We start from the raw sequence: 26058 nt of genomic DNA on the forward strand, positions 1-26058 counted from the left end.
CATTTACCAGCTTTTTCCGCTCTGGCTGTTGCCATACTTCACGGGCGTCCAGACAATGTTACCGATAACAACATAACGCTAACAATAATGGGCAGGTCCCTGACATCTTCGCCGGAGTAAAACAATGAACAACTCTTTTCCGTCCAATCATGTATTTGTGCTGATGGGCGTATCCGGCAGCGGCAAATCGGCCGTTGCCAATGCCGTCGCTTATCATCTGAAAGCGGCCTTCCTGGATGGCGATTTCCTGCATCCTCGCAGCAATATTCAAAAGATGGCGGACGGTCATCCCCTGAACGACGACGACCGCCGTCCCTGGCTGAAGGCGATTAACGACGCCGCGTTTGCTATGCAGCGTACCAATCAGGTTTCGCTGATCGTTTGTTCCTCGCTGAAAAAGAGCTACCGCGACATTCTGCGCGAGGGCAATGACAACCTGTCGTTCATCTATATGAAGGGCGATTTCGATACCATTGAGGGCCGTCTGCGCGCGCGTAAAGGGCACTTCTTCAAGCCGCAGATGCTGGTCACGCAGTTTGAAACGCTGGAGGAGCCGGGCAGCGACGAGCGCGACGTGCTGGTCGTGGATATCAACCAGACGCTGGATGAAGTTGTGGCTACCACTATCGCCACCATCGAAGGTGCGATAAATAAGTAGGGTGTCATGGCAACTGCAACACTGGTATTAACCGCGGCAGGCTCTGTCCTGCTGCTGCTGTTCCTCGTGATGAAAGCGCGGATGCACGCCTTTCTGGCGCTGATGCTGGTCTCTGTCGGCGCCGGGATCTTCTCCGGGATGCCGCTGGATGACATTGCCGCCACCATGCAAAAAGGCATGGGCGGCACGCTGGGCTTCCTGGCCGTGGTCGTCGCGCTGGGTGCGATGTTCGGTAAAATTCTGCACGAAACCGGCGCGGTCGATCAAATAGCGATCAAGATGCTGAAAACGTTTGGTGAAAGCCGCGCGCACTACGCGATGGGCATCGCCGGGCTGATCTGCGCGCTGCCGCTGTTCTTTGAGGTGGCGGTGGTGCTGCTGATCAGCATCGCCTTCGCCGTGGCGCGCCGCACCGGCGACAACCTGGTCAAGCTGGTTATCCCGCTGTTTGCTGGCGTGGCGGCGGCGGCGGCGTTTTTGCTGCCCGGCCCGGCGCCGATGCTGCTGGCTTCGCAGATGCACGTCGATTTCGGCTGGATGATCCTGCTCGGCGTCTGCGCGGCGATCCCCAGCATGCTGATCGCCGGCCCGCTGTTCGGCAACTTTATCAGCCGACACGTGGAATTTACGCTGCCGACAGAGGACAACCATCCTGAGTTTGATGAGAGCAAGCTGCCCTCGTTCGGCTTCAGCCTGTCACTGATCCTGTTTCCGCTGGTGCTGGTCGGGCTGAAAACCATCGGCGCGCGCTTTGCGACCGAAGGCACTTCGCTCTATGAGTGGCTGGAATTTATCGGCCATCCGTTTATCGCCATTCTGCTCGCCTGTTTGCTGGCTATTTATGGCCTGGCGTATCGTCAGGGGATGGATAAAGAGCGGGTGATGCAGATTTGCGGCAGCGCGTTGCAGCCGGCGGGTATCATTCTGCTGGTGATTGGCGCGGGCGGCGTCTTTAAGCAGGTGCTGGTGGATTCGGGCGTTGGCCCGGCGTTGGGGCATGCGCTGACCGGCGCGGGCCTACCGGTGGCGCTGGCCTGCTTTATCCTGGCGGGCGCGGTGCGCATCATTCAGGGCTCCGCAACGGTCGCCTGTCTGACGGCGGTAGGACTGATTATGCCGGTAATTGAACCGCTGCATTATTCCGGCGCGCAGATGGCGGCATTATCCATCTGTATCGCGGGCGGTTCGATCATATTCAGCCACGTTAACGACGCGGGCTTCTGGCTGTTCGGCCGTTTTACCGGCGCAACCGAAGGGCAGACGCTGAAGACCTGGACGATGATGGAAACCATCCTCGGCACTACCGGCGCTATCGTGGGTATGATCGCCTTTGCGCTGCTTTCTTAATGTATTGATCGGCGGGCGGCTTAGCGCCGCTCGCCTTTTTCTTTTGCTGAAGGAGGAAAAATCAGAAAGGGGAACAGCAGGTAGGGCGCAATAACTAATAAGGCAACCATCCCACGAGAATAGCCGGCGTCGTTGGCTCTGCGGACGCCACGACCAGACCGATCCCAAACAGTAAAATCTTGCCGTCAGCAGCCACTCTTTGACAGTCGCGATTGATTGTTATGCAGGCAACGGCTTCTGAATTACTTCTGAACCGAGCGGCGTAACATCGCATCCGGCAACGGTGCTCCCAGATTTCCGATCCCGCCAGCTTCACGAATGGCAGATGAAAGTTCGATTGCTCGCTGGGTTTTATGCTGTCGAGCCATACGCATTACCTCTTCACGAGTTAACCCGTGTGCTGAATGCCCGGTTTCACAATCAGGTTTCAATGACATAGATCCCCCATTCCCTGTATTTTGAGACGTAATGATAGCCTGAATTTTGTTCATTTTCACTCAGTACTTCGTCATATAGCTTGCCAAGCCCGGGCCGGACGGGAATAGCTACCACGGCCTGCGGCGCGTATTTAGCAACAAAATCCGTGATTGCTCCGCCCACTGCTTTTAACATAAATTCTTTCAGCTCGAGCCAGGAAAAATTCATTTCTTTACCCGGCGAAAATAGAGGGGAATCGGTCATGACTGCTTCTAACGTGTAAAAATTGAAGAGATAAAAATCGTTTTGAAGGGTGTGAGGAGAATAGTCACCTGCGAAAATTTCATGAAACTGACTGGGCAGGCGTTCTATATCAATAATGTATTCCTCTGTCTTATCCGCTCTTTTTTCAACCGTAGCGATATAGCAGACGTTTCGGGTACGCACCGGCAGCTTAAAAGGCTGTACCGTAATTTTCATCATTGCCAATCCTTTGGACTTATCTTATCCGCTGTCAGTTAATAAATTCGCCTGAAAATTATACAGACCTTCAGAGAGTACAGACAGCGTTTGTTACTGTACTACCGAATAACTGATGCCCTGTTCAGGGGGAAAAGGCGCAATGCCGCCCGACAGAAGCGGCAAAACATTTCATACAGTGGTTGTGTTCCGATCAGAGCTTCAGATAAGCGCGGATCCCGTCCAGGAACATCTGGGTGGCCAGCATAATCAGGATCAGGCCCATCAGACGCTCCAGCGCGTTAACGCCTTTTTCGCCCAGCAGCCGTAAAAACAGCCCCGAAAAGAGCAGTATCGCCACCGTAGCGCCCCAGGCGATCAGCAGCGAGCCCGCCAGGTAGCCGATGTTGTTGGGATACTGATGCGACAGCAGCATTAGCGTCGCCAGCAGCGAAGGCCCAGCCACCAGCGGAATGGCCAGCGGCACCAGAAAAGGTTCTTCGCCTGCGGGCAGGCCACTGCTGTTGCTTTCGTGCGAGGGGAAAATCATCTTGATAGCGATCAGAAACAGGATAATGCCGCCGGAAATCGAGACGGTCTCCGTTCGCAGGTTCAGAAACGCGAGAATTTTTTCACCGGCAAACAGGAACAGCAGCATAATCGCCAGCGCGATCAGCATTTCCCTAATCAGCACCGTCCGACGACGTTTCGGCTCCAGATGCTTTAAAACCGACATAAAAATCGGCAAATTGCCCAGCGGATCCATAATAAGCAGCAATAATATGGTCACCGAAATCATCTCTGTCATGGGTTTCTCCTTCTTTCCACCGGGGCTGGTCTTCCGTTATAAGCAGCTCTGCTAAAAAAGCCGCGCTAATCGAATTAATTCACTTGCCACTTTTGCTGCATTTTGTAAGGTGATAGCCATATTTCTTTCTTATCACTTACTCTAACAGGTCAGGCGTTTTTGTCGCAGACAGTTTGCCTTTCGCCAGCGGGCGGCTCAAGGCTACTCGCAGACGGGCAAACCAGCCTGAAACAGGTGCAATATGAAATCAGTAGGCTTAATTGGTTGGCGCGGCATGGTCGGTTCCGTGCTGATGCAGCGGATGACGGAAGAGCGCGACTTTGACGTCATTCGCCCGGTATTTTTCTCCACGTCTCAGCATGGTCAGGCCGCGCCGCAGTTTGGCGGTCAGTCTCCGGGCCTGCTGCAAAATGCGTATGACCTGGACGCGCTGAAGGCGCTGGATATCATTATCACCTGCCAGGGCGGCGACTACACCACCGAGATTTATCCAAAGCTGCGTGCGGCAGGCTGGCAGGGGTACTGGATTGATGCGGCCTCCACGCTGCGTATGCAGGACGACGCGCTGATTATCCTGGATCCGGTCAACCACCACGTTATTCGTCAGGGTCTGGACAAAGGCATTAAAACTTTTGCGGGCGGCAACTGCACCGTCAGTCTGATGCTGATGTCGCTGGGCGGCCTGTTTGCCCAGGATCTGGTGGAGTGGGCGTCCGTGGCGACCTATCAGGCGGCTTCCGGCGGCGGCGCGCGGCATATGCGTGAGCTGCTGGCACAGATGGGAATGCTGCACGACGGCGTGGCGAAAGAGCTGCAAAATCCGGCCTCCGCTATCCTGGATATCGAACGCAAAGTCACCGAGATGAGCCGCAGCGGCGTGCTGCCAACCGATAACTTCGGCGTACCGCTGGCGGGTAGCCTGATCCCGTGGATCGACAAACAGCTGGAAAACGGCCAGAGCCGCGAAGAGTGGAAAGGCCAGGCGGAAACCAACAAGATCCTGCAGCCGGCGCGCACTATTCCGGTCGACGGCCTGTGCGTGCGCGTTGGCGCGCTGCGCTGCCACAGCCAGGCGTTTACGCTGAAGCTGAAAAAGGATGTGCCGCTGGCGGAAATCGAACAGCTGCTGGCTGCCCATAACGAATGGGCTACCGTGGTGCCAAATGACCGTGAGCTGACCCTGCGCGAGCTGACGCCAGCGGCGGTGACCGGCACGCTGAAAACGCCTGTGGGCCGTCTGCGCAAGCTGAATATGGGGCCGGAGTATCTTTCTGCCTTTACCGTTGGCGACCAGCTGCTGTGGGGGGCCGCCGAGCCGCTGCGCCGGATGCTACGACTGCTGGTGGATTAAGACCGCCTCGCCCTGCCAGAACGGCAGGGCGCTTTCACCTGCACGCGGTCGTGCCTGTCGTGCCGCGAAGATTACTTTTCCATTTTTAATTTCCATATCTTTCCCAACATTAACGATAACAGTTGCGCTGTTTAAACATTCATCAACGGTCAACATGTCGCGATCGGTGAAAGCGGTTAACCGTGCGCCTTAACTGCATTTGTTCCCTGAGGGGAATTTTATCGCTCCGGCTTCCCTGCTTTTCCATGCCGCTTACTAATCTGTGAAAGTTTGATCTGAAAGCAATATTTTTTCTTCATTCGACCCTGGCTTTACTGGCGCCCTGGCTATGCTTAGCTGTATCGCCCGATTACGGGATGTTTGGCGCTGTCTGCCACGTCCGATCACGTTTTGAGTATTCAACAGAAGTTGTCGCACGCTGCGGCGGTTTTTTGCACAGGATGTCAGGCCGTACCCGCCAGCGTGCTTTTGGCTCAATGAAGAGCAGCGCATTCGTTTTTTTCTGAAAAAGGATCGCCTGCCATACATTACAGGTACAGTCATGTCAGAGCTTACGGATCGCCGGTTAATTAATGCGTTAATTTCCGGTCATTATGCTGACCCCTTTTCGCTACTCGGCATGCATCAAACCCCAAAGGGATTGACGGTGCGCGCCCTGTTGCCGGACGCCACCGAAGTTTGGGTAATCGAAACCAATACCGGCCGGAAATGTGCTCAGCTGGAATGTATTGATTCACGGGGATTTTTCGAAGGCGTGATCCCACGCCGCAAAAATATGTTCCGCTACCAGCTGGCCGTCACCTGGCACGGTCAGCAAAACCTGGTGGATGATGCCTATCGCTTTGGGCCGCTGCTGAAAGAGCTGGACAGCTGGCTACTGGCGGAAGGCACCCACTTACGTCCCTATGAGAGCATGGGCGCGCACTCGGACGTGATTGACGGCGTTATCGGCACCCGCTTTTCCGTCTGGGCACCTAATGCCCGTCGTGTCTCCGTGGTCGGCGATTTTAACTTCTGGGATGGCCGTCGCCATCCTATGCGGCTGCGTCAGGAGAGTGGCGTCTGGGAGCTGTTTGTGCCCGGCGCCGTGCAGGGGCAGCTTTATAAATATGAAATCATCGATAAAAACGGGCAGCTGCGGCTGAAATCCGACCCGTATGCTTTTGAAGCGCAGATGCGGCCGGATAGCGCCTCGATGATTTGCGGCATTCCGCCTAAAACCACCATGTCGGAAGCGCGCCAGCGGGCCAACGATTTTGATGCGCCTATCTCTATTTATGAGGTGCATCTCGGGTCGTGGCGTCGCCATACGGACAACAACTACTGGCTGAGCTACAAAGAGCTGGCCGAGCAGCTGGTGCCTTATGCCAAAGAGATGGGCTTTACCCATCTTGAACTGATGCCGATCAACGAGCATCCGTTTGACGGCAGCTGGGGCTATCAGCCTACCGGCATGTATGCGCCAACGCGCCGTTTCGGCACGCGCGACGAGTTCCGTAACTTTATTGCCGTTGCCCATCAGGCCGGCCTGAACGTGCTGCTGGACTGGGTGCCGGGACATTTTCCTTCCGATGATTTCGGCCTCGCTAAATTTGACGGCACCGAGCTGTATGAGCACGGCGACCCGCGCGAAGGCTTTCATCAGGACTGGAACACGCTGATTTATAACTTTGGCCGTCGTGAAGTCAGCAACTATCTGACCGGCAACGCGCTCTACTGGATCGAACGTTTTGGCATCGACGGCCTGCGGGTGGATGCCGTCGCCTCCATGATCTATCGCGACTACAGCCGGGCGGAAGGAGAATGGATCCCTAACCATTTTGGCGGCCGGGAAAACCTGGAAGCTATCGCTTTCCTGCGCTACACCAACCGCACGCTGGGCAACGCCGCGCCCGGCACCGTGACCGTGGCGGAAGAGTCCACCGATTTTCCGGGCGTCACGCGTCCGTCCGAAACGGGCGGCCTGGGCTTCTGGTACAAATGGAACCTGGGCTGGATGCACGACACCCTGGACTACATGCAGGTAGATCCGCTCTACCGCAAGCATCACCACAACAATCTGACCTTCGGAATGCTTTACAACTCCACCGAAAATTTCGTGCTACCGCTGTCGCACGATGAAGTGGTGCACGGCAAGCGTTCTATCCTGGATCGGATGCCCGGCGACGTCTGGCAGAAGTTCGCCAATCTGCGCGCCTACTACGGCTGGATGTACGGCTTCCCCGGCAAAAAGCTGCTGTTTATGGGCAATGAGTTCGCGCAGGGCAAAGAGTGGAATCACGATATCAGCCTGGACTGGCATCTGCTGGAGGGCGAGGACAACTGGCACAACGGCGTGCAGCGCCTGGTGCGCGACCTGAACCATACCTACCGCGAGCATCCGCCGCTGTATCAGCTTGATTTTGACCAGATGGGCTTTGAGTGGCTGGTCGTGGATGATTTTGATAACTCGGTGTTTGTTTTTGTGCGCCGCGATCGTGAAGGCAATGAACTGATTGTAGTCAGCAACTTTACGCCTGTTACGCGCTACGACTACCGTTTCGGCGTTACGCAATCAGGAAGCTGGCAGGAAGTGTTGAATACCGATTCCGCGCATTATCACGGCAGCAATGTCGGTAATCTGGGATCGATTAGCAGCGAGGCTATTCCGAGCCATAACCGCGAACACTCAATCAGTATGACCTTGCCGCCGCTTGCTACGGTGTGGCTGGTCAGGGAGGCCTCATGAGTCAATTGCAGCCCGGTAAATCCACGCCGACAGGCGCGACCTATGACGGCAAGGGCGTAAATTTTACGCTGTTTTCGCAACACGCCGAGCGGGTAGAGCTTTGCCTGTTTGACGAGCGAGGCATTGAAACGCGAATGGAGCTGCCCGCCCGCACCGGCGATATCTGGCACGGCTATCTGCCCGCCGCCAAACCAGGCCAGCTTTATGGCTACCGCGTTCACGGCCCCTGGCAGCCCGAAGCCGGGCATCGCTTCAACCCACACAAGCTGCTGATTGACCCCTGCGCGCGCGAAGTGATCGGTGAAGTTACTGACGATCCTCGTTTTCAGTGCGGCCCACAGGTTTTGGATACCAAAGACAGCGCGGCAGTTGCACCGCGCAGCGTGGTCGTGGCCGATGATTTCGACTGGGAAGACGACAAATCGCCACGCGTGCCGTGGGGCTCCACCGTTATTTACGAGGCTCACGTACGCGGTCTGACCAAACGCCATCCCGGTATTCCGAAAGAAATCCAGGGCACCTATGCCGCGCTGGGCCATCCGGTGATGATCGACTACTTCAAGCGGCTGGGCATTACCACGCTGGAGCTGCTGCCGGTCGCCTTCTTCGCGCACGAGCCGCGTCTGCTGCGGCTTGGGTTGACCAACTATTGGGGCTATAACCCGCTGGCGCCTTATGCGCTGGATTCCCGCTACGCTTCCGGCGTGAACGGCGTGCATCCGCGTGATGAATTCCAGCAGGCGGTGAAAGCGCTGCATGCGGCAGGCATTGAAGTGGTGCTGGACGTAGTGTTTAACCATACGGCCGAGCTGGATGAAACCGGGCCGATGCTGTCGAAGCGCGGCGTGGATAACAAAAGCTTCTACTGGCTGGACGAGCAGGGCAAGTATGAAAACTGGACCGGCTGCGGCAACACGCTCAACATCAGCCATCCTAACGTGCTGGACTGGACGCTGGAGTGCCTGCGGTACTGGGTTGAGGTTTGCCACGTCGACGGCTTCCGCTTTGACCTGGCGACGGTGCTGGGCCGCACGCCGGAATACCATCCGCACGCCTCTATTTTTGAAGCGATGCAGGAAGATTCGCTGCTCTCTCAATGCAAGCTGATTGCGGAACCCTGGGATATCGGCCCGGACGGCTATCAGGTCGGCAACTTTCCGCCGCCGTTTGCCGAATGGAACGACCAGTACCGCGACACGATGCGGCGCTTCTGGCTGAACGGCGACAGCAGCAATGCTGAGTTCGCCAAACGTTTCGCCGGCTCCAGCGATATCTTTAACCAGCAAGGGCGGCTGCCTTCGGCCAGCATCAACCTGATCACCGCGCACGACGGCTTTACCCTGACCGACCTGGTCTGCTTTAACGAAAAACACAACGAGGCCAACGGCGAAGATAACCGCGACGGCCACAACGGCAACTACAGCTATAACCACGGCGTTGAAGGGCTGAACGCGCCGCTGCTGGTAGCCGAGCACCGTTTGCGCAGCGTACACGGCTTATTGACCACGCTGCTGCTCTCGCAGGGCACGCCGATGCTGCTGGCCGGCGACGAACACGGCCACACTCAGCACGGCAACAACAACGCCTACTGTCAGGATAACGAGCTGACCTGGCTCGACTGGGAAAACAACAACAGCGGACTGTTTACTTTTACTGCTGCCCTGATCCACCTGCGCAAACGCATTCCTGCGCTTCAGGCCGATCGCTGGTGGCAGATTGACGACGGCAACGTGGAATGGCTTGGGCCGGACGGTCAGCCGCTGTCTGCCGACGCCTGGCACCACGGCGAACGCAGGATGCAGATCCGGCTGTCGCAGCATTGGCTGATCGTGATGAACGCCACTGAAGAAGTGTGCGACATCACGCTGCCACCAGGGCGCTGGCACGCCATTCCGCCCTTCGCCGGGGAAAACAACCCCATTCTGTTAACTGTCTGGCATGGAGCCGCGCACGGTGTGTGCGTGTTCCAGGAACAACCATAACAGGAGTCAGGCATGGCCACTTTAGATAAGAACGACCCTCTGATGTTGGCAAGACAATTGCCGTCGCAAACTGTAGCCCTGATCCTGGCGGGCGGACGCGGCACGCGCCTGAAAGACCTTACCGCCAACCGCGCCAAGCCTGCCGTCCATTTCGGCGGCAAGTTCCGCATTATCGATTTTGCCCTGTCAAACTGCCTGAACTCCGGGATCCGACGGATCGCGGTGATCACCCAGTACCAGTCGCACACGCTGGTGCAGCATATCCAGCGAGGCTGGTCGCTTTTTAACGAGGAGATGAACGAGTTCGTCGACCTGCTCCCTGCCCAGCAGCGCCAGACTACCGAGCACTGGTATCGGGGCACGGCGGATGCCGTGACGCAGAATCTGGATATTATTCGGCGCTATGAAGCGAAATATATCGTGATCCTGGCCGGCGACCATATCTACAAAATGGACTACTCGCGCATGCTGCTGGACCACGTGGAAAACGGCGCGAAATGCACCATTGCCTGCCTGCCGGTACCGATTGAAGAGGCCAGCGCCTTCGGCGTGATGGCGGTCAACGATCAGAACAAAGTCGTCGATTTCCTGGAGAAACCGGCCGATCCGCCGTCGATGCCGGGTAACGATACCCTGGCGCTGGCGAGCATGGGCATCTATACCTTTAACGCCGACTATCTTTATCAGCTGCTGGAAGACGATCTGAAAATTCCCGAATCGAACCATGACTTCGGCAAAGATATTCTGCCGAAGATCGTAGCGACCGGCGAAGCGCTGGCGCACTCCTTCAGCCTTTCCTGCGTGCAAAGCGATAAAGACGCGCCGCCTTACTGGCGCGATGTCGGCACGCTGGAAGCTTACTGGAAAGCCAATCTCGATCTGGCGTCGGTGACGCCGGAGCTGGATATGTACGACCGTGAATGGCCTATCCGTACCCATATGGAGCCGCTGCCGCCGGCGAAATTCGTGCAGGACAGGTCAGGCAGTCATGGAATGACGATGAATTCACTGGTATCGGGCGGCTGCATTATTTCCGGCTCGGTGGTAGTGAATTCCGTTTTGTTTTCACGCGTAAGAATCAATTCTTTCTGCAATATCGAATCCTCTGTGCTGTCGCCGGATGTGGTAGTGGGGCGCTCCTGTCGCCTGCGCCGCTGCGTTATAGATCGTGCGTGCGTGCTGCCCGAAGGAACGGTAATCGGTGAGAATCCGGATGATGACGCGCGCCGTTTTTACCGCTCGGAAGAAGGCATTGTGCTGGTGACGCGTTCCATGCTGGCGAAGCTGGGCTGGCGCAGTTAACCGCATAAAGTACAAAAATAAAGCACAGGTATTTGATGCGGAGGAACGCGTCAGAACAAGGTAAAGGAGCCGATAATGCAGGTTTTACATGTCTGTTCAGAAATTTTCCCGCTGCTGAAAACGGGCGGGCTTGCTGATGTTGTGGGAGCATTACCGGCGGCGCAAATTGCACAAGGGATTGATACTCGCGTATTGATCCCGGCGTTTCCGGACTTGAAAAAAGGGATACCGGATACCGAAGTGGTCGCCCGACTGCATACTTTTGCCGGCTATGTCGAGCTGCTTTATGGACAGTACGACGGCGTAGGCATCTATCTGATCGACGCGCCGGGACTGTACGATCGCCCCGGCAGCCCGTATCACGATGAATCGCAGTTTGCCTATACGGATAACTATCTCCGTTTTGCGCTGCTGGGCTGGATGGGCTGTGAAATTGCCTGCGGACTGGACACCTTCTGGCGACCGGAAGTGGTTCACGCGCACGACTGGCACGCCGGTCTGACCTGCGCCTATCTGGCCGCCAGAGGCCGTCCGGCAAAATCCGTGTTCACCGTACACAACCTGGCGTATCAGGGATTGTTTTACGCGCATCATCTGGACGAAATCCAGCTGCCGTGGTCTTTCTTCAATATGCACGGCCTGGAATTTTATGGACAGATCTCCTACCTCAAAGCTGGTCTGTTCTATGCCGATCATATTACGGCGGTCAGCCCGACCTATGCGCGCGAGATCACCCAGCCGGAATTTGGTTACGGTATGGAAGATCTGCTGAAGCAGCGGCAGATGGAAGGGCGGCTGACCGGCATCCTGAACGGCGTGGATCCGCTGATCTGGGATCCGGAGCAGGATCTGCTGCTGACTACGCGTTATAACCGCGACGTGTTAGACGCCAAGCAGGAGAACAAGCGCCAGCTGCAAATTGCGATGGGGCTGAAAATTGACGAAAAAGCCCCGGTGTTTGCCGTGGTCAGCCGCCTGACGAAGCAGAAAGGGCTGGATCTGGTGCTGGAGGCGCTGCCTGGGCTGCTGGAGCAGGGCGGCCAGCTGGTGCTGCTGGGCGCGGGCGACGCGGTGCTGCAACAGGGCTTCCTGGCGGCGGCCGCGGAATATCCGGGTCAGGTCGGCGTGCAGATTGGCTACCACGAAGCCTTTTCGCACCGCATCATGGGCGGCGCCGACGTGATTATGGTGCCGAGCCGCTTCGAGCCTTGCGGGCTGACGCAGCTTTACGGCCTGAAGTACGGCACACTGCCGCTGGTGCGGCGTACCGGCGGCTTGGCCGATACGGTCAACGACAGCTCGCTGGAGAACCTGGCCGACGGCATTGCCAGCGGTTTCGTCTTTGAAGACAGCAATGCCTGGTCGTTGCTCCGTGCCATTCGCCGCGCCTTTGTGCTCTGGTCGCGCCCTTCGCTGTGGCGTTACGTACAGCGTCAGGCAATGGCAATGGATTTTAGCTGGCAGGTGGCCGCCGTGGCCTACCGCGATCTCTATCAACGTCTGCTGTAAAGAACCCAGGAAAATTGATATGAACGCACCTTTCATCTATACCGCCCCAACGCTCAGCGTCGAGGCACTGAAGCACTCCATCGCCTATAAATTGATGTTCACTATCGGCAAGGATCCTTCCGTTGCCAACAAACATGAATGGCTGAACGCCACGCTGCTGGCGGTGCGGGATCGGATGGTGGAACGCTGGCTGCGTTTTAACCGGGCGCAGCTGTCGCAGGATGTGCGTCAGGTCTATTATCTGTCGATGGAATTCCTGGTAGGCCGCACGCTTTCCAATGCGCTGCTGGCAATGGGTATTTACGAAGACGCGCGCGCCGCGCTGGAAGAAATGGGTTTCGATCTGGAAGATCTGATCGGCGAAGAGAGCGATCCGGGGCTGGGCAATGGCGGTCTGGGCCGCCTGGCCGCCTGCTTCCTGGACTCGCTCGCCACGCTGGGCCTGCCCGGACGCGGCTACGGCATCCGCTACGATTACGGCATGTTTAAACAGAATATCGTTGACGGTCGCCAGGCGGAATCGCCGGATTACTGGCTGGAGTACGGCAACCCGTGGGAGTTCCAGCGCTTTAATACCCGCTACAAAGTCCGCTTCGGCGGACGTATTCAGGTAGAGGGCAGCCGTTCCCGCTGGCTGGAAACGGAAGAAGTGCTGGCGATGGCCTATGATCAGATCATTCCGGGCTTTGATACCGACGCCACCAACACGCTGCGCCTGTGGGGCGCGCAGGCGAGTAACGAAATCAACCTGGGGAAATTTAATCAGGGCGACTACTTTGCGGCGGTGGAAGATAAAAACCACTCGGAAAACGTCTCGCGCGTGCTTTACCCGGATGATTCGACCTACTCCGGGCGCGAGCTGCGTTTACGCCAGGAATATTTTCTGGTGTCGGCCACGGTGCAGGATATTCTTAACCGGCACTGGGTGATGCATCAGACGTTCGATAACCTGGCGGATAAGATAGCCATCCACCTGAACGATACCCATCCGGTGCTGGCTATCCCGGAGCTGATGCGCTTGCTGATCGACGAGCATAAGTTCAGCTGGGACGACGCGTTTGAAGTGACCTGTCAGGTCTTCTCCTACACCAACCATACGCTGATGCAGGAGGCGCTGGAAACCTGGCCGGTAGATATGATCGGCAGGATCCTGCCGCGCCATCTGCAAATTATTTTCGATATCAACGACTACTTCCTGAAAACGATTCAGGACTACTATCCCGATGACTGGGATCTGCAGTCGCGCATCTCGATCATTGATGAGAACAACGGTCGTCAGGTACGGATGGCCTGGCTGGCGGTCGTGGTCAGCCACAAGGTCAACGGCGTGTCCGAACTGCACTCTAACCTGATGGTACAGTCGCTGTTCGCCGACTTTGCCGCGCTGTTCCCTGGCCGCTTCTGCAATAAAACCAACGGCGTGACGCCGCGTCGCTGGGTGGCGCTGGCCAATCCTTCGCTTTCAGAAGTATTGGACGACACCATTGGCCGCAACTGGCGTACCGACTTAAGCCAGCTTGACGAGCTGAAGCAGCATATCGACTATCCTGGCTTTTTGAAAAGGATCAGCGATTCCAAGCTGACCAACAAAAAGCGGCTGGCGGCGCATATCGCCCAGAAAATGGATATCGTTATCGATCCTCACGCATTGTTCGACGTGCAGATCAAGCGTATCCATGAGTACAAACGTCAGCTACTGAACGTGCTGCATGTGATCACCCGCTATAACCGGATCAAGGCCGATCCGGATGCCGACTGGGTACCGCGCGTGAATATTTTTGCCGGTAAGGCCGCGTCGGCCTACTACATGGCAAAACATATTATTCATTTGATCAACGATGTCGCGCAGGTGATCAACAACGATCCGCAGGTGAAAAATAAGCTGAAGGTCGTGTTTATCCCCAACTACAGCGTCAGCCTGGCCCAGGTCATTATCCCGGCGGCCGACCTTTCCGAGCAGATTTCTCTGGCGGGCACGGAAGCGTCCGGCACCAGCAATATGAAATTTGCCCTGAACGGCGCGCTGACCATCGGGACGCTGGACGGCGCCAACGTCGAGATGCTGGAGCACGTCGGCGAAGAGAATATCTTTATCTTCGGCAACACCACGCCGCAGGTCGAGGAGCTGCGCGCCCAGGGCTATAACGCGCGTAAATACTACGAACAGGACGCCGAGCTGCATCAGGCGCTGACGCAGATCGCTACCGGCACCTTCAGCCCACAGGAGCCTGGCCGCTATCGTAATATTTATGATTCGCTGGTGAATCTGGGCGACCACTATCAGCTGCTGGCGGACTATCGCAGCTACGTGGATACCCAGGACAAGGTGGACGAGCTGTACCGCCATCCGGAGGAATGGACGCGCAAAACGCTGCTGAATATCGCCAATATGGGCTACTTCTCGTCGGATCGCACCATCCAGGAATATGCCGATGAGATTTGGGGCATTAAGCCGATCCGCCTCTAAGCTCTGCCGTGATTAAACGCTTTACCTGAAGACTCGCTGTGCTGTGTTTTTATACAGCGCAGCGAGAGTCAGCCTGAAGAAGTTTCTCCCCGTTCTGTCGGAATTCCCTCTGGATCTTCATTTTTCTGACTCCCGCTATGTCTGTAACACGCATCGTAGAGGGTTGAGCTAAATTAGCTTAAAGGCTATTATTTCTCAGGGAGTGAGAGCATGTTTACCGTTATCTGGCATGATAAAGCGGAAGCGGAACTGAAAGCGCTACCGATAACCGTCAGGGTAAAACTGGACAGGTTAATCAAAAAGCTGGAAGAGAACCCTCGTCTGTTACGTGAACCTGATACCAGGCCCCTTGGGAACGGTTTGTACGAGGTCAGAACAATGGGCAGCAACATTGCTCGTGGGCTATGGGTATATCAGGCGGGGAGCAAAATTTATCTGTTGCGCATTTTTATTAAGAAAACGCAGAAAACACCGCGTACGGAAACAGACTTAGCCTGGCAGCGTCTGGAGGAGATGAAACGTGAAATATAAAACGCATTCACAGATCCATGAAGAGATGATGGGCGATCCTGAGTACCGTGCGGCCTGGGAAGCGGCGGAAAGAAAAGAGCGCTTACAGGCATTGTTGCTTGAATGGCGTTCCAGGGCAGGGCTAACCAGCGCGCAGGTCGCTGAACGCATGGGAATAAAGCCGCCCACCGTTTCCAGGATGGAAAAAAATATCACTTCAGCCAGTCTGGAGACGCTTGCGCGCTATGCCAGAGCCTGCGGTATCGATAACGCCACGCTTTACTTCTGATAGCGGCCTGAGCCTGATGACAAAAAGGGCGGAAATCAATTCCGCCCTCTGTATTACCGCTTTAGCCGTCAGCCCTTATGAGGCCAGCGATAAAACCGGTTTTTTACCATGCTGGGCCAGCCATTCACCGACGCGTGCGCGCTCCTGCTCGTTCAGGAACATGCCCATTTTGGTACGGCGCCACAGCGCATCGTCCTGCTCGCGCACCCATTCCTTCTCGACCAGATAACGCAGCTCCGCTTCGTAGAAGTGGTGGCCAAAGCGTTCGCCCAGATCGTCCAGGCTTTTCGCCGGTTTCAGGAACAGCTCGGTGTTGCTGCCGTAGGTACGGGCATAGTGGCGAGCCATCGCTTCGGTAATAAACGGATAGCGGCGACGCAGGCTGGCGGCGTAATCCTCACGCGTGCCGGCGATATCGCCGCCGGGCAGCACGCAGCTGCGCGTCCAGGCCGGGCCGGCTTTCGGATAATACTTAGACAGCTTTTCCATCGCATGCTCAGCCAGCTTGCGGTAGGTGGTCAGCTTGCCGCCGAAGACCGACAGCAGCGGCGCCTTACCGTTATCGTCACGCACGTCCAGCGTGTAGTCGCGGGTGATGGCCTGCGGCGAATCGGATTCGTCATCGCACAGCGGGCGCACGCCGGAATAAGACCAGACGATATCTTCCTTGCTCAGCGTCTTCTTAAAGTGGTTGTTAAACACTTTCAGCAGATACTCGGTCTCTTTCTCGTCGATATGCACGTTTTTCGGATCGCCTTTGTACTCCACGTCGGTGGTACCGATAATGGAAAACTCATCCATCCACGGGATCACAAAAACGATACGGTTGTCTTCGTTTTGCAGGATATAAGCCTGCTTTTGCGTATGCACGCGCGGCACCACGATATGGCTGCCTTTGATCAGGCGAATACCGTAAGGTGATTTCAGCTGGAGGCCGTCGTCAAACAGCTGCTTCACCCAGGGGCCAGCCGCGTTGACCAGGCCTTTAGCCTGCCACGTATGGGTTTTGCCGGTATCGATATCTTCTGCTTCTACCGTCCACAGGTCGTTCTCACGCCAGGCGCGAGTGACGCGGGTGCGGGTACGGACTTCGCCGCCGCGCTTTTCCACTTCCTGTGCGTTGAGCACGACCAGGCGCGCATCGTCTACCCAGCAGTCGGAATATTCGAAACCGCGCGTAATTTCCGGCTTCAGCACCGAGTCTGATTCAAAACGCAACCCTTTGCTGCCCGGCAGGCTGGTGCGTTTGCCCAGATGATCGTACATAAACAGACCCACGCGGATCATCCATGCCGGACGCAGGTGCGGGCGGTGCGGCAGGCGGAAGCGCATCGGGAAAGCGATATGCGGCGCCATTTTCAGCAGCACTTCACGCTCGGCCAGCGCTTCGCTGACCAGGCGGAATTCGTAGTGTTCCAGGTAGCGCAGGCCGCCGTGGATCAGTTTAGAGCTGGCGGAAGAGGTAGCGCAGGCCAAATCTTGCGCTTCCAGCATCAGCACAGACAGGCCGCGTCCTGCAGCATCTGCTGCAATGCCAGCGCCGTTGATACCGCCGCCGATTACGATCAAGTCTTTGGTTTCCACGTCATCTCCTCCGATGTTCGGAATAGTTCTTAAATGTTCGTTTTCGAGCATTATAATAATCGCAAAGCGACACTGATGCCAGCCTTAACCGAATAAAAACATTTATGCGTGATGCAGGTAACAGAATTGTTCACGAAAAAGCCGTATAGCCCTGCATTTCGTTGGGTTATTGTCGGCTTTGTTCGCGATACAATAGCGGCCGCTTGTCATTATTCGAGAATCGATCATGGAACAATTTGAGTGCATCAACGTGCAGCAGGCGCAGGCTTTGCTGACCCAGGACAACGCCCTGCTGGTCGATATCCGCGATCCGCAAAGCTACGCTATCGGACACGCCAGCGGCGCTTTCCACCTGACTAACACCACGCTCAGCACCTTTATCCAGCAGAGCGATCTCTCTGTGCCGGTACTGGTGATGTGCTACCACGGCAACAGCAGCAAGGGCGCGGCGCAGTATCTGCTGACGCAGGGCTTCAAAGCGGCCTACAGTATTGATGGCGGTTTCGACGCCTGGCGCGCCGCTTTTCCACAGCAGGTTGATTCCGCCGCGGACTAACCGCAGACAGGAAACCATTTTTCAGCAACAGGGACTTTACCGGCGATGATGCGCATTACCGATTTTGCCAGCCAACGCATGGCGCAGGCTTTTGTGGATTATATGGCGACGCGCGGCGTCACGCTGCGGATTGAGCAGGACAGCCGCTACACGCTGTGGCTGGATAACGATGCCCAGCTGGAGCTGGTCGAAAACGAACTTAATCAGTTTATCCGCGACCCGAATCATCCGCGTTATCAGATGGCAAGCTGGCACTCTGGCACCACCAACAGCGGCATTACCTATAGTCATTCCTCGCTGATGGCTAACCTTCGTGAACGCGCCGGGCCGCTGACTTTGACCGTGATGGCAGCCTGTATCATCGTGTTTATCCTGATGCAGATTGTCGGCGACGGCACCGTGCTGAGCTGGCTTTCCTGGCCGGATGTCGATCAGCATTTTCAGCTGTGGCGCTGGTTCAGCCACGCGCTGCTGCATTTTTCACTGGTGCATATCCTCTTTAATTTGCTCTGGTGGTGGTATCTGGGCGGCGCCATAGAAAAACGGCTGGGCAGCGGTAAGCTGTTTGTGATTATGCTAATCTCCGCGCTGCTCAGCGGCTGGATGCAGGCGAAGTTCAGCGGCGTGCTGTTTGGCGGCCTTTCCGGCGTGGTTTACGCGCTGATGGGCTACGCCTGGCTGCGCGGAGAGCGGGATCCCGCCAGCGGTATCTTCCTTGAACGCGGCCTGATGGCGTTTTCCATCGTCTGGCTGGTGATTGGCTATATGGGCTGGTTCGGCCTGTCGATCGCCAACGCCGCTCACGTTACCGGGCTGCTGACAGGCCTGGCAATGGCCTTTGTAGACACCCGAAAAAAATAACGGGCAACAGGAGAGCTTTGTGAAGCAGACGCAACGACACGACGCCATTATCGATCTGGTTCGTCGTCAGGGCTATGTCAGTACCGAGGAGCTGGTGGATCACTTTACCGTCAGCCCGCAAACCATCCGTCGCGATCTGAACGAGCTGGCGGAGCAGAATAAGATCCAGCGTCATCACGGCGGCGCGGCGCTGCCCTCCAGTTCGGAAAATACCGCCTGGCAGGATCGTAAAATGATGTGGTCGGCGGAAAAAGCGCGCATCGCGCAGCGAGTGGCCAGCCAGATCCCGGACGGCGCTTCGTTATTTATTGATATCGGCACCACGCCGGAAGCCGTTGCGCACGCGCTGCTGAACCATAACAACCTGCGCATTGTCACCAACAATCTTAACGTGGCGATGCTGCTGATGAGCAAGCCCGACTTCAGCCTGATTGTGGCGGGCGGCGAAGTCCGCACGCGTGACGGTGGCATCATGGGCGAGGCGACGCTGGATTATATTTCTCAGTTTCGTCTGGACTACGGCATCCTGGGCATCAGCGGTATTGATATGGACGGCTCGCTGCTGGACTTCGACTATCACGAGGTGCGCACCAAGCGGGCGATTATCGAAAACTCGCGCTGCGTGATGCTGGTGGCCGACCATTCAAAATTTGGCCGCAACGCGATGGTCAACCTGGGCAATATGAGCCTGATTGACTATCTCTTTACGGATGAGGTGCCGCCGCCCGGCGTGTTGAAAACCATCGAGCAGCACGAGGTTCATCTGGAACTGTGCTAAACCCTGCCTGATAGCGAACCAGCCATCGACGCCCTGTCGATGGCTTTTTTAATTTTATCATCAGCCTGCATGAGCATTTTTTACTGTTCAGGTCTTAACTGTATGTGTTCCGCCAGTGTTCCTCTTACTCTTTTAAAAGGAAGCGGTATGTCGCAGCAGAAATTTAATCAGGCTCGTTTCGAGGCGGCGTTGGCCCGCCAGTGGCAGCGCACCGGCCTTTCTTCAGCAGATGAAATGACGTCTCACCAGTGGTGGCAGGCGCTCAGCGGCGCGCTGGCCGAGATGTTGGCCGCTGCCGCGCCCGCAAAGCCGGCAAAGCAGCAGCGCCACGTAAACTATATTTCCATGGAATTTCTGATTGGCAGGCTGACCGGCAACACGCTGCTGAACCTGGGATGGTATGACGAGGTAAAAGCGGCGCTGGCCGCTCACCAGTGCAGCCTGAGCGAGCTGCTGGAGGAAGAGGTCGATCCGGCTCTGGGCAACGGCGGGCTGGGACGGCTGGCCGCCTGTTATCTGGATTCAATGGCGACGGTCGGGCAGTCCGCCACCGGCTACGGGCTGAACTACCAGTACGGCCTGTTTCGCCAGTCCTTTGACGATGGCCGCCAGATCGAGGCGCCGGACGACTGGCATCGCGAGCGTTATCCGTGGTTTCGCCACAATAGCGCGCTGGATGTTAACGTCGGTTTCGGCGGGAAAGTCACCAAAAACAACGAGGGCAGCGTCGACTGGCAGCCCGCTTTTATGCTGCGCGGCGAGGCCTGGGATCTGCCGGTGGTCGGCTACCGCAACGGCGTAACGCAGCCGCTGCGGCTCTGGCAGGCCAGCCACGCGCATCCTTTCGATTTGACGCTGTTTAACGACGGCAAATTTCTTCAGGCGGAGCAGCAGGGCATCGAGGCGGCAAAGCTGACCAAGGTGCTTTATCCCAACGACAACCATCAGGAAGGCAAGCGCCTGCGTCTGATGCAGCAATATTTTCAGTGCGCCTGCTCGGTGGCGGATATTCTGCGCCGCCATCATCTTGCCGGACGCCATCTTGCCGAACTGCCTGACTACGAAGTGATCCAGCTTAACGATACCCATCCCACTATTGCCATTCCGGAGATGCTGCGCGTGCTGCTGGACGAGCACCAGCTGGCGTGGGACGACGCCTGGGCCATCGTCAGTAAAACTTTCGCCTATACCAACCACACGCTGATGCCGGAAGCGCTGGAATGTTGGGATCAGCGGCTGGTGCGGGCGCTGCTGCCGCGCCACTTTATGATTATCAAAGAGATCGACAGGCGCTTTAAAAAGCAGGTCGATAAAGTCTGGCCGGGCGACGAGGCGGTTTGGGCAAAGCTGGCGCTGCTGCATGACAACCAGCTGCGCATGGCGAACCTGTGCGTGGTCAGCTGTTTTGCGGTGAACGGCGTGGCGGCGCTGCATTCGGCGCTGGTGGTTAAGGATCTCTTCCCGGAATACCACCGGCTCTGGCCAACCAAATTCCATAACGTCACCAACGGCATTACGCCGCGCCGCTGGCTTAAGCAATGCAATCCACAGCTGGCGACGCTGCTCGACGACACGCTGAAAGTGGAGTGGGTCAACCATCTGGAGGCGTTACAAGGGCTGGAAGCGTTCGCCGACGATGCGGCTTTCCGCCAGCGCTATCGCCAGATCAAATATGATAATAAGGTGCGGCTGGCGGACTATATTCACCGCGTGACCGGGATCAAAGTCAGTCCCGAAGCGCTGTTCGATGTGCAAATCAAGCGACTGCACGAATACAAGCGTCAGCATCTTGGGCTGCTGCATATTCTCTCCTGCTACAAAAGGCTGCGTGAAGATCCCGATATGGCGTGGGTGCCGCGCGTCTTTCTGTTCGGTGCTAAAGCCGCGCCGGGCTATTACCTGGCAAAAAATATCATTTATGCCATCAACAAAGTGGCGGAGAAAATCAATAACGATCCGCTTATCGGCGACAAAATGAAGGTCGTGTTTATCCCGGACTATCGCATTACCGCTGCGGAACTGATGATCCCGGCCGCGGATATTTCGGAGCAGATTTCCACGGCGGGCTATGAGGCTTCCGGCACCGGCAATATGAAGCTGGCGCTGAACGGCGCACTGACCGTCGGCACGCTGGACGGCGCCAACGTGGAGATTGCAGAGCAGGTAGGCGAAGAGAACATCTTTATTTTCGGCCACACGGTAGACGAAGTGAAAGCGCTGCGGAAAAAAGGCTACGCGCCACTGAAGCTGCGTAAAAAAGATAAGCATCTCAACGCCATTCTGAAAGAGCTGGAGAACGGCTTCTTCAGCAATGGCGATAAACAAGCCTTTGCGCCGCTGCTTAACAGCCTGGGCGAGGGCGGTGATTACTGGCTGGCGCTGGCCGACTTCGCCAGCTATTGCGAAGCGCAAAAGCGCGCCGAACAGCACTATCTTGACCAGGAAGCCTGGACAAGGATGACCATCCTCAATACCGCGCGTTGCGGCATGTTCAGCTCCGACCGTTCTATTCATGACTATCAGCAGCGCATCTGGCAGGCCAAACGTACAGGGAGCAGCAATGGATAAAAAGAAATTTGAGCAGGCAGCAGCAGCGGCAGGTATCGCCGCCCAATACATCAACGCCAAAGGCGAGCAGGAAGAGATTTCCCCCGACATTCGGCAGCGCCTGCTGGCAGCGATGTCAACCAACCGCAGTAAACCCGGCCCAATCCCGCCGTGCAAGGTTTTCCTGCGCAAGCGGACAATGACGCTGGAAATCGGCGGCAAGGGCAGCTACCAGTGGCAGCTGACCAGCGAAAAAGGCCGTGACTATCAGGGCGAGATCAATGCCGGAGAAGCCCTCACGCTGCCTTCCTCGCTGGCCTATGGCTATCACACGCTGTCCCTGCGTCAGGGGAAAAAGAGCTGGCCGTGCCGGATTATCATTGCACCGAAACGCTGCTACGAGCCGGAGCCGCTGCGCCAGGGCGAAAAGTTGTGGGGCGCCTGCGTCCAGCTTTATACGCTACGCTCCGAACAGAACTGGGGAATTGGCGATTTTGGCGATCTGAAGCAAATGCTGACCGAAATTGCCGAGCGCGGCGGGTCGTTTATCGGCCTCAATCCTGTCCACTCGCTTTATCCTGCCAGCCCGGCAAACGCCAGCCCATATAGCCCCTCTTCACGGCGCTGGCTCAACGTTCTTTATATCGACGTTAATGCCGTCCCGGAATTTCAGGAAAGCAAAGAAGGCCAGCGCTGGCTGCGCGGTAAGGCCATCCAGAGTCGCCTGCAGCAGGCCAGAGAGGCCGAGTGGGTAGATTATGACACGGTAGGGGAGCTGAAAATGACGGCTCTGCGCTATGCCTGGCAGCGGTTCAGCCAGCGTCAGCAGGATGATGCCAGCCAGGCGCATTTTACCGCCTTTATCGAAAAGGGCGGTGAAAGCCTTTACTGGCAGGCCGCTTTCGACGCGTTGCATGGCGCCATGCGGCGCGAAAATAAAGATGCCTGGGGCTGGCCGGTGTGGCCGGAAAATCTGCGGGAAGCACATGGCGAAGCCGTACAGCAATTCTGCCGCGACAACGAGGACGAAGTGCGTTTCTGGCTGTGGTTGCAATGGCTGGCGAACCGACAGTTTGAAGAGTGTTGGCAGGTCAGCCGGCAGCACGCCATGCCGATTGGACTTTATCGCGATTTAGCGGTGGGCGTGGCGGAAGGCGGCGCGGAAACCTGGTGCGATCGCGAACTGTACTGTATGGATGCATCGGTAGGCGCGCCGCCGGATATCCTTGGCCCGCTGGGACAGAACTGGGGACTGCCGCCGATGGATCCGCATATCATGACCGCGCGCGGCTACCAGCCTTTTATCGACCTGCTCAGAGCGAACATGATGAGCTGCGGCGCGCTGCGTATCGACCACGTGATGTCGCTGCTGCGCCTGTGGTGGATCCCCTACGGTGAAACCGCCAATTACGGCGCTTATGTCTACTATCCCGTTGACGATCTGATGGCGATCCTGGCGCTGGAAAGCCAGCGTAACCAATGTATGGTGATTGGGGAAGATTTGGGAACGGTGCCCGTCGAGATCGTCTCAAAGCTGCGGCAAAGCGGCATCTACTCCTGGAAAGTGCTCTATTTCGAGCAGGAAAAGCCCGATCGCTATCGCGCGCCGGACAAGTGGGCGCGTCAGGCCATGGCGAGCGCCACCACGCACGACCTGCCGACGCTGCGCGGCTTCTGGAGCGCCGTCGATCTGGAGATGGGCGAGAAGCTGGGTCTGTATCCCGATAAGGTGGTGCTGCGCGGTCTTTATGAAGACAGAGCGCGGCAGAAACAGGCGCTGCTGGAGGCGCTGCATCGCTACGGCTGCGTGCCGAAAGACAGCGGCAAAAAGGCCGCCCTGGTGAAAATGACGCCGCAGCTGAGTCGGGGAATGCACCGTTTTCTTGCCGACACCGACAGCGCACTGCTGGGGCTTCAGCCGGAAGATCTGCTGGATATGGACAAGCCGGTTAACGTGCCGGGCACCACGGATCAGTATCCCAACTGGCGTCGTAAGCTCAGCAAAACGGTGACAGAAACCTTTGCCGACAAGCAGGTCAATCTGCTGCTGAAGGATGTGGACCGGCGGCGCAGAGTCGGGAAGAAAGCGTAAAAGCAGGGACGCGCTGAACCAGCGGCAGAGGGACGGGAAGCAAGCATAGAAGGAAGAAGGCGCTGCGCTGAACCGGCAACGGAGGGACGGGAAGCAAGTGCAGAGAGCGGAGAGCGCTTCGCGCGCTGGCACGGATGCCGTCCGATCGGCCTGTGCCAGCGCCAGCATCCTTAAACCCGCAGGGTACGGCTGCCCAATTCGCCGGGCATTACGATTAGCAGGCTGAGTTTTCCGCCCATAGCCTCGATATAACGCTTGATAGTAATCAGGCGCCGATCGGCTCCGCTTTGTTCAATCTGTGTGATACGCGGTTGTTTCACGCCCATAGCTTCAGCGACGATTTTTTGAGACAGCGCCAGTTCTTCCCGCAGTAGCTGCAGGCCGGTTTCCAGAATCAGCTCGTCAGCCATCCGTTCAATCTCTGTGCGCTCGGCCTCTGAAAATTCAGCTTTCAGGAAATCATTCAAATTAGTCATTTTTCTTTCCTCTCCATTTCGGCCAGGTGTCGGCTGAACGCCTCAATAATTTAGTTCATCAAAGAATGTTGCTGCTTTGGCATATTCCTCTGCCAGACACAGGTTTTCAGCGGCTATTTCTGCATCGCTGTTTCTGGATGCGGATGTCAGTAACCGACATTTCTTTTTGATTGTCTCTTCCCACGATTTTTTCAGCGCCGTTATACTGGCGCTCTGCTCTGGAAAGTGCGCTATTGTTTTTTCTGTCGTCGCGCCAAGAGCCGCTTTCGCTCGTTCTTTTTTTACCACCGAGCTTTTATTTATCTCTTCAAGCTGTTTTATTTCTGCTTCGGTAAAAGCAGCATTTACATTGAAAGAAAAAACAGAGAGAAACAGGATTGCGTTAGTTATTTTCATAGAAGCTGACCCTTCTGTTGAATCTGTCTTTAGGGACATTATGCCAAAGGGTTTCGTCTGCAATGACGCGCCCGAAGCCTTTCATATCGCCTGTATACGCCAGCCGTTGTAGATGCTTTCTGGTTTTCAGGTTATAGTCCCCACGGTAACGTAAATCTATAAGAATATCTTTTATCTTTTCCGGGATCCTGCTCCATGCCAACGTGGGTGATATACCAGGATCTGGATGATATTTAGTAATAGTAAACCTGTCCTTACAAATCCGCTCAACATCTCTTTTCAATTCTTCATAAGTATTTTTAAAAAGTTCTACCTGCTGTTTTTCTGTTATATCGCTAATTGCACTTCTGTTTTTTATCACGAAATTGTAAGCTGAACAGCCTTTTAAACCAGCGCCTTTTGAGATTGCTTCTGCCTTTTCCCTTTCGATACCTGCTTTTTGCAGGCTGATGGATACTTCAATTTTGGTTTTGTCACCCATATCGTAGCCACGGCCAATCGTTACGCCAGAGTTATTGTTGCTACAGGATGATGATAGACCAGGCCAGTGTATTTTTCGTGAGTAAAAATTGCTTGATTTTAAATTATCACCTTCGGCTCGGAAGGTTAATATACCTTTTTTCGGTTCTGACATGTTATTCAATCCTTTGAGTTGTGTTCTTTCTCTCTTTGCTTTCAGCATGGCCTTGTCAGGCTATCATTCCGGACAAATGATATCTCTTGCGTTCTCCTTTAATCAAGGGTGATTATTTTTCCGGCGCCTTTAAAGTAAGTAATAGTAAAGAAGGTTAATTGACCCTGTAACGTAATAAATAACTGGAAAATAAAAGATGAGGTGCCTGAAATATTATAAATACTGACGGAAGAAGCAGAAGCAGAAGCAGAAGCAGAAGCAGAAGCAGAAGCAGAAGCAGAAGCAGAAGCAGAAGCAGAAGCAGAAG

General features: G+C 56.0%; 23 protein-coding genes. 15 read left to right on the forward strand and 8 right to left on the reverse strand.

The annotated features are described in order from the left end of the window. The first annotated feature begins 124 nt into the window (after nucleotides 1-124). Together gntK and gntU are read left to right on the forward strand one after the other, a co-directional pair. On the forward strand, nucleotides 125-658 hold the full coding sequence (gene gntK / locus AB3U87_RS16740) for a gluconokinase (RefSeq protein ID WP_253457545.1): 534 nt from the start codon (nucleotides 125-127) through the stop codon (nucleotides 656-658). 6 nt (nucleotides 659-664) lie between these two features. Then, the gene (gene gntU / locus AB3U87_RS16745; RefSeq protein ID WP_125289912.1) at nucleotides 665-2005 is read left to right on the forward strand and encodes a gluconate transporter; all 1341 of its coding nucleotides are present in this window, start codon (nucleotides 665-667) and stop codon (nucleotides 2003-2005) included. A 420-nt stretch (nucleotides 2006-2425) separates the two neighbouring features. Here the strand turns inward: gntU and AB3U87_RS16750 are convergent, their stop codons facing one another. After that, nucleotides 2426-2905: a hypothetical protein gene (locus AB3U87_RS16750; protein WP_394149820.1), complete on the reverse strand. Its 480-nt coding sequence runs from the start codon at nucleotides 2903-2905 to the stop codon at nucleotides 2426-2428. 190 nt (nucleotides 2906-3095) lie between these two features. Beyond that, on the reverse strand, nucleotides 3096-3689 hold the full coding sequence (locus AB3U87_RS16755) for a YhgN family NAAT transporter (protein ID WP_125289910.1): 594 nt from the start codon (nucleotides 3687-3689) through the stop codon (nucleotides 3096-3098). Nucleotides 3690-3930: 241 nt separating this feature from the next. Here AB3U87_RS16755 and asd point away from each other — a divergent pair, with 241 nt between their 5' ends. After that, nucleotides 3931-5040, forward strand: coding sequence for an aspartate-semialdehyde dehydrogenase (gene asd, locus AB3U87_RS16760; protein ID WP_253457550.1), 1110 nt, complete (start codon nucleotides 3931-3933; stop codon nucleotides 5038-5040). Here the strand turns inward: asd and AB3U87_RS16765 are convergent. Further along, the gene (locus AB3U87_RS16765) at nucleotides 5020-5196 is read right to left on the reverse strand and encodes a hypothetical protein (protein ID WP_394149822.1); all 177 of its coding nucleotides are present in this window, start codon (nucleotides 5194-5196) and stop codon (nucleotides 5020-5022) included. The two genes, asd and AB3U87_RS16765, sit on opposite strands and share 21 nt — an antisense overlap. Before the next feature lie 385 nt (nucleotides 5197-5581). Here AB3U87_RS16765 and glgB point away from each other — a divergent pair, with 385 nt between their 5' ends. The 7 genes from glgB to AB3U87_RS16800 all read left to right on the forward strand — a co-directional run bounded on the left by glgB (nucleotide 5582) and on the right by AB3U87_RS16800 (nucleotide 15827). Continuing rightward, nucleotides 5582-7768: a 1,4-alpha-glucan branching enzyme gene (glgB, locus tag AB3U87_RS16770; RefSeq protein ID WP_125289908.1), complete on the forward strand. Its 2187-nt coding sequence runs from the start codon at nucleotides 5582-5584 to the stop codon at nucleotides 7766-7768. Further along, nucleotides 7765-9750, forward strand: a complete 1986-nt coding sequence (gene glgX / locus AB3U87_RS16775; RefSeq protein WP_394149825.1) for a glycogen debranching protein GlgX — start codon at nucleotides 7765-7767, stop codon at nucleotides 9748-9750. Before glgB ends, glgX begins: the two co-directional genes overlap by 4 nt. Nucleotides 9751-9762: 12 nt before the next feature. Continuing rightward, nucleotides 9763-11052 carry a glucose-1-phosphate adenylyltransferase gene (gene glgC, locus AB3U87_RS16780; protein ID WP_253457562.1) on the forward strand — a complete coding sequence of 430 codons (1290 nt, stop codon included), beginning with the start codon at nucleotides 9763-9765 and terminating at the stop codon, nucleotides 11050-11052. A gap of 75 nt (nucleotides 11053-11127) precedes the next feature. After that, entirely contained in the window at nucleotides 11128-12561 is a 1434-nt protein-coding gene (glgA, locus tag AB3U87_RS16785) for a glycogen synthase GlgA (protein WP_125289905.1), read from the forward strand. A 19-nt stretch (nucleotides 12562-12580) separates the two neighbouring features. Next, nucleotides 12581-15028: a glycogen phosphorylase gene (gene glgP / locus AB3U87_RS16790; RefSeq protein WP_253457565.1), complete on the forward strand. Its 2448-nt coding sequence runs from the start codon at nucleotides 12581-12583 to the stop codon at nucleotides 15026-15028. A 210-nt stretch (nucleotides 15029-15238) separates the two neighbouring features. Next, complete coding sequence (locus tag AB3U87_RS16795) at nucleotides 15239-15559, forward strand: type II toxin-antitoxin system RelE/ParE family toxin (protein WP_394149827.1); 321 nt, start codon at nucleotides 15239-15241, stop codon at nucleotides 15557-15559. After that, nucleotides 15549-15827 carry a helix-turn-helix domain-containing protein gene (locus AB3U87_RS16800; protein WP_125289902.1) on the forward strand — a complete coding sequence of 93 codons (279 nt, stop codon included), beginning with the start codon at nucleotides 15549-15551 and terminating at the stop codon, nucleotides 15825-15827. Before AB3U87_RS16795 ends, AB3U87_RS16800 begins: the two co-directional genes overlap by 11 nt. Nucleotides 15828-15902: 75 nt before the next feature. Here the strand turns inward: AB3U87_RS16800 and glpD are convergent, their stop codons facing one another. Then, entirely contained in the window at nucleotides 15903-17411 is a 1509-nt protein-coding gene (gene glpD, locus AB3U87_RS16805; RefSeq protein ID WP_301730910.1) for a glycerol-3-phosphate dehydrogenase, read from the reverse strand. Nucleotides 17412-17637: 226 nt separating this feature from the next. On the opposite strand from glpD, the gene glpE reads away from it, so the two are divergent. From glpE to malQ, 5 genes are all read left to right on the forward strand, one after another. After that, entirely contained in the window at nucleotides 17638-17967 is a 330-nt protein-coding gene (gene glpE, locus AB3U87_RS16810) for a thiosulfate sulfurtransferase GlpE (protein ID WP_253457575.1), read from the forward strand. Between the two features lie 48 nt (nucleotides 17968-18015). Continuing rightward, nucleotides 18016-18828 (forward strand): rhomboid family intramembrane serine protease GlpG, encoded by an 813-nt coding sequence (glpG, locus tag AB3U87_RS16815; RefSeq protein WP_394149836.1) that lies wholly within the window; start codon nucleotides 18016-18018, stop codon nucleotides 18826-18828. 19 nt (nucleotides 18829-18847) lie between these two features. Continuing rightward, nucleotides 18848-19606 (forward strand): DeoR/GlpR family transcriptional regulator, encoded by a 759-nt coding sequence (locus AB3U87_RS16820; RefSeq protein ID WP_253457578.1) that lies wholly within the window; start codon nucleotides 18848-18850, stop codon nucleotides 19604-19606. A 147-nt stretch (nucleotides 19607-19753) separates the two neighbouring features. Beyond that, nucleotides 19754-22174, forward strand: coding sequence for a maltodextrin phosphorylase (gene malP / locus AB3U87_RS16825; protein ID WP_301730909.1), 2421 nt, complete (start codon nucleotides 19754-19756; stop codon nucleotides 22172-22174). Beyond that, entirely contained in the window at nucleotides 22167-24245 is a 2079-nt protein-coding gene (malQ, locus tag AB3U87_RS16830) for a 4-alpha-glucanotransferase (protein ID WP_394149831.1), read from the forward strand. Before malP ends, malQ begins: the two co-directional genes overlap by 8 nt. A gap of 170 nt (nucleotides 24246-24415) precedes the next feature. Here the strand turns inward: malQ and AB3U87_RS16835 are convergent, their stop codons facing one another. The 4 genes from AB3U87_RS16835 to AB3U87_RS16850 all read right to left on the reverse strand — a co-directional run. Beyond that, nucleotides 24416-24721 (reverse strand): helix-turn-helix domain-containing protein, encoded by a 306-nt coding sequence (locus tag AB3U87_RS16835; protein ID WP_125289895.1) that lies wholly within the window; start codon nucleotides 24719-24721, stop codon nucleotides 24416-24418. A gap of 42 nt (nucleotides 24722-24763) precedes the next feature. Then, nucleotides 24764-25117: a hypothetical protein gene (locus tag AB3U87_RS16840; protein ID WP_125289894.1), complete on the reverse strand. Its 354-nt coding sequence runs from the start codon at nucleotides 25115-25117 to the stop codon at nucleotides 24764-24766. Beyond that, nucleotides 25104-25751 carry a pesticin C-terminus-like muramidase gene (locus AB3U87_RS16845; RefSeq protein ID WP_125289893.1) on the reverse strand — a complete coding sequence of 216 codons (648 nt, stop codon included), beginning with the start codon at nucleotides 25749-25751 and terminating at the stop codon, nucleotides 25104-25106. Before AB3U87_RS16845 ends, AB3U87_RS16840 begins: the two co-directional genes overlap by 14 nt. Nucleotides 25752-25849: 98 nt before the next feature. Next, on the reverse strand, nucleotides 25850-26058 hold a 209-nt coding region (locus AB3U87_RS16850), incomplete at its 5' end, for a hypothetical protein (RefSeq protein ID WP_394149834.1).

The sequence above is a fragment of the Erwinia plantamica genome (assembly GCF_043420595.1).
GTDB classification, from domain to species: Bacteria; Pseudomonadota; Gammaproteobacteria; order Enterobacterales; family Enterobacteriaceae; genus Erwinia; species Erwinia aeris.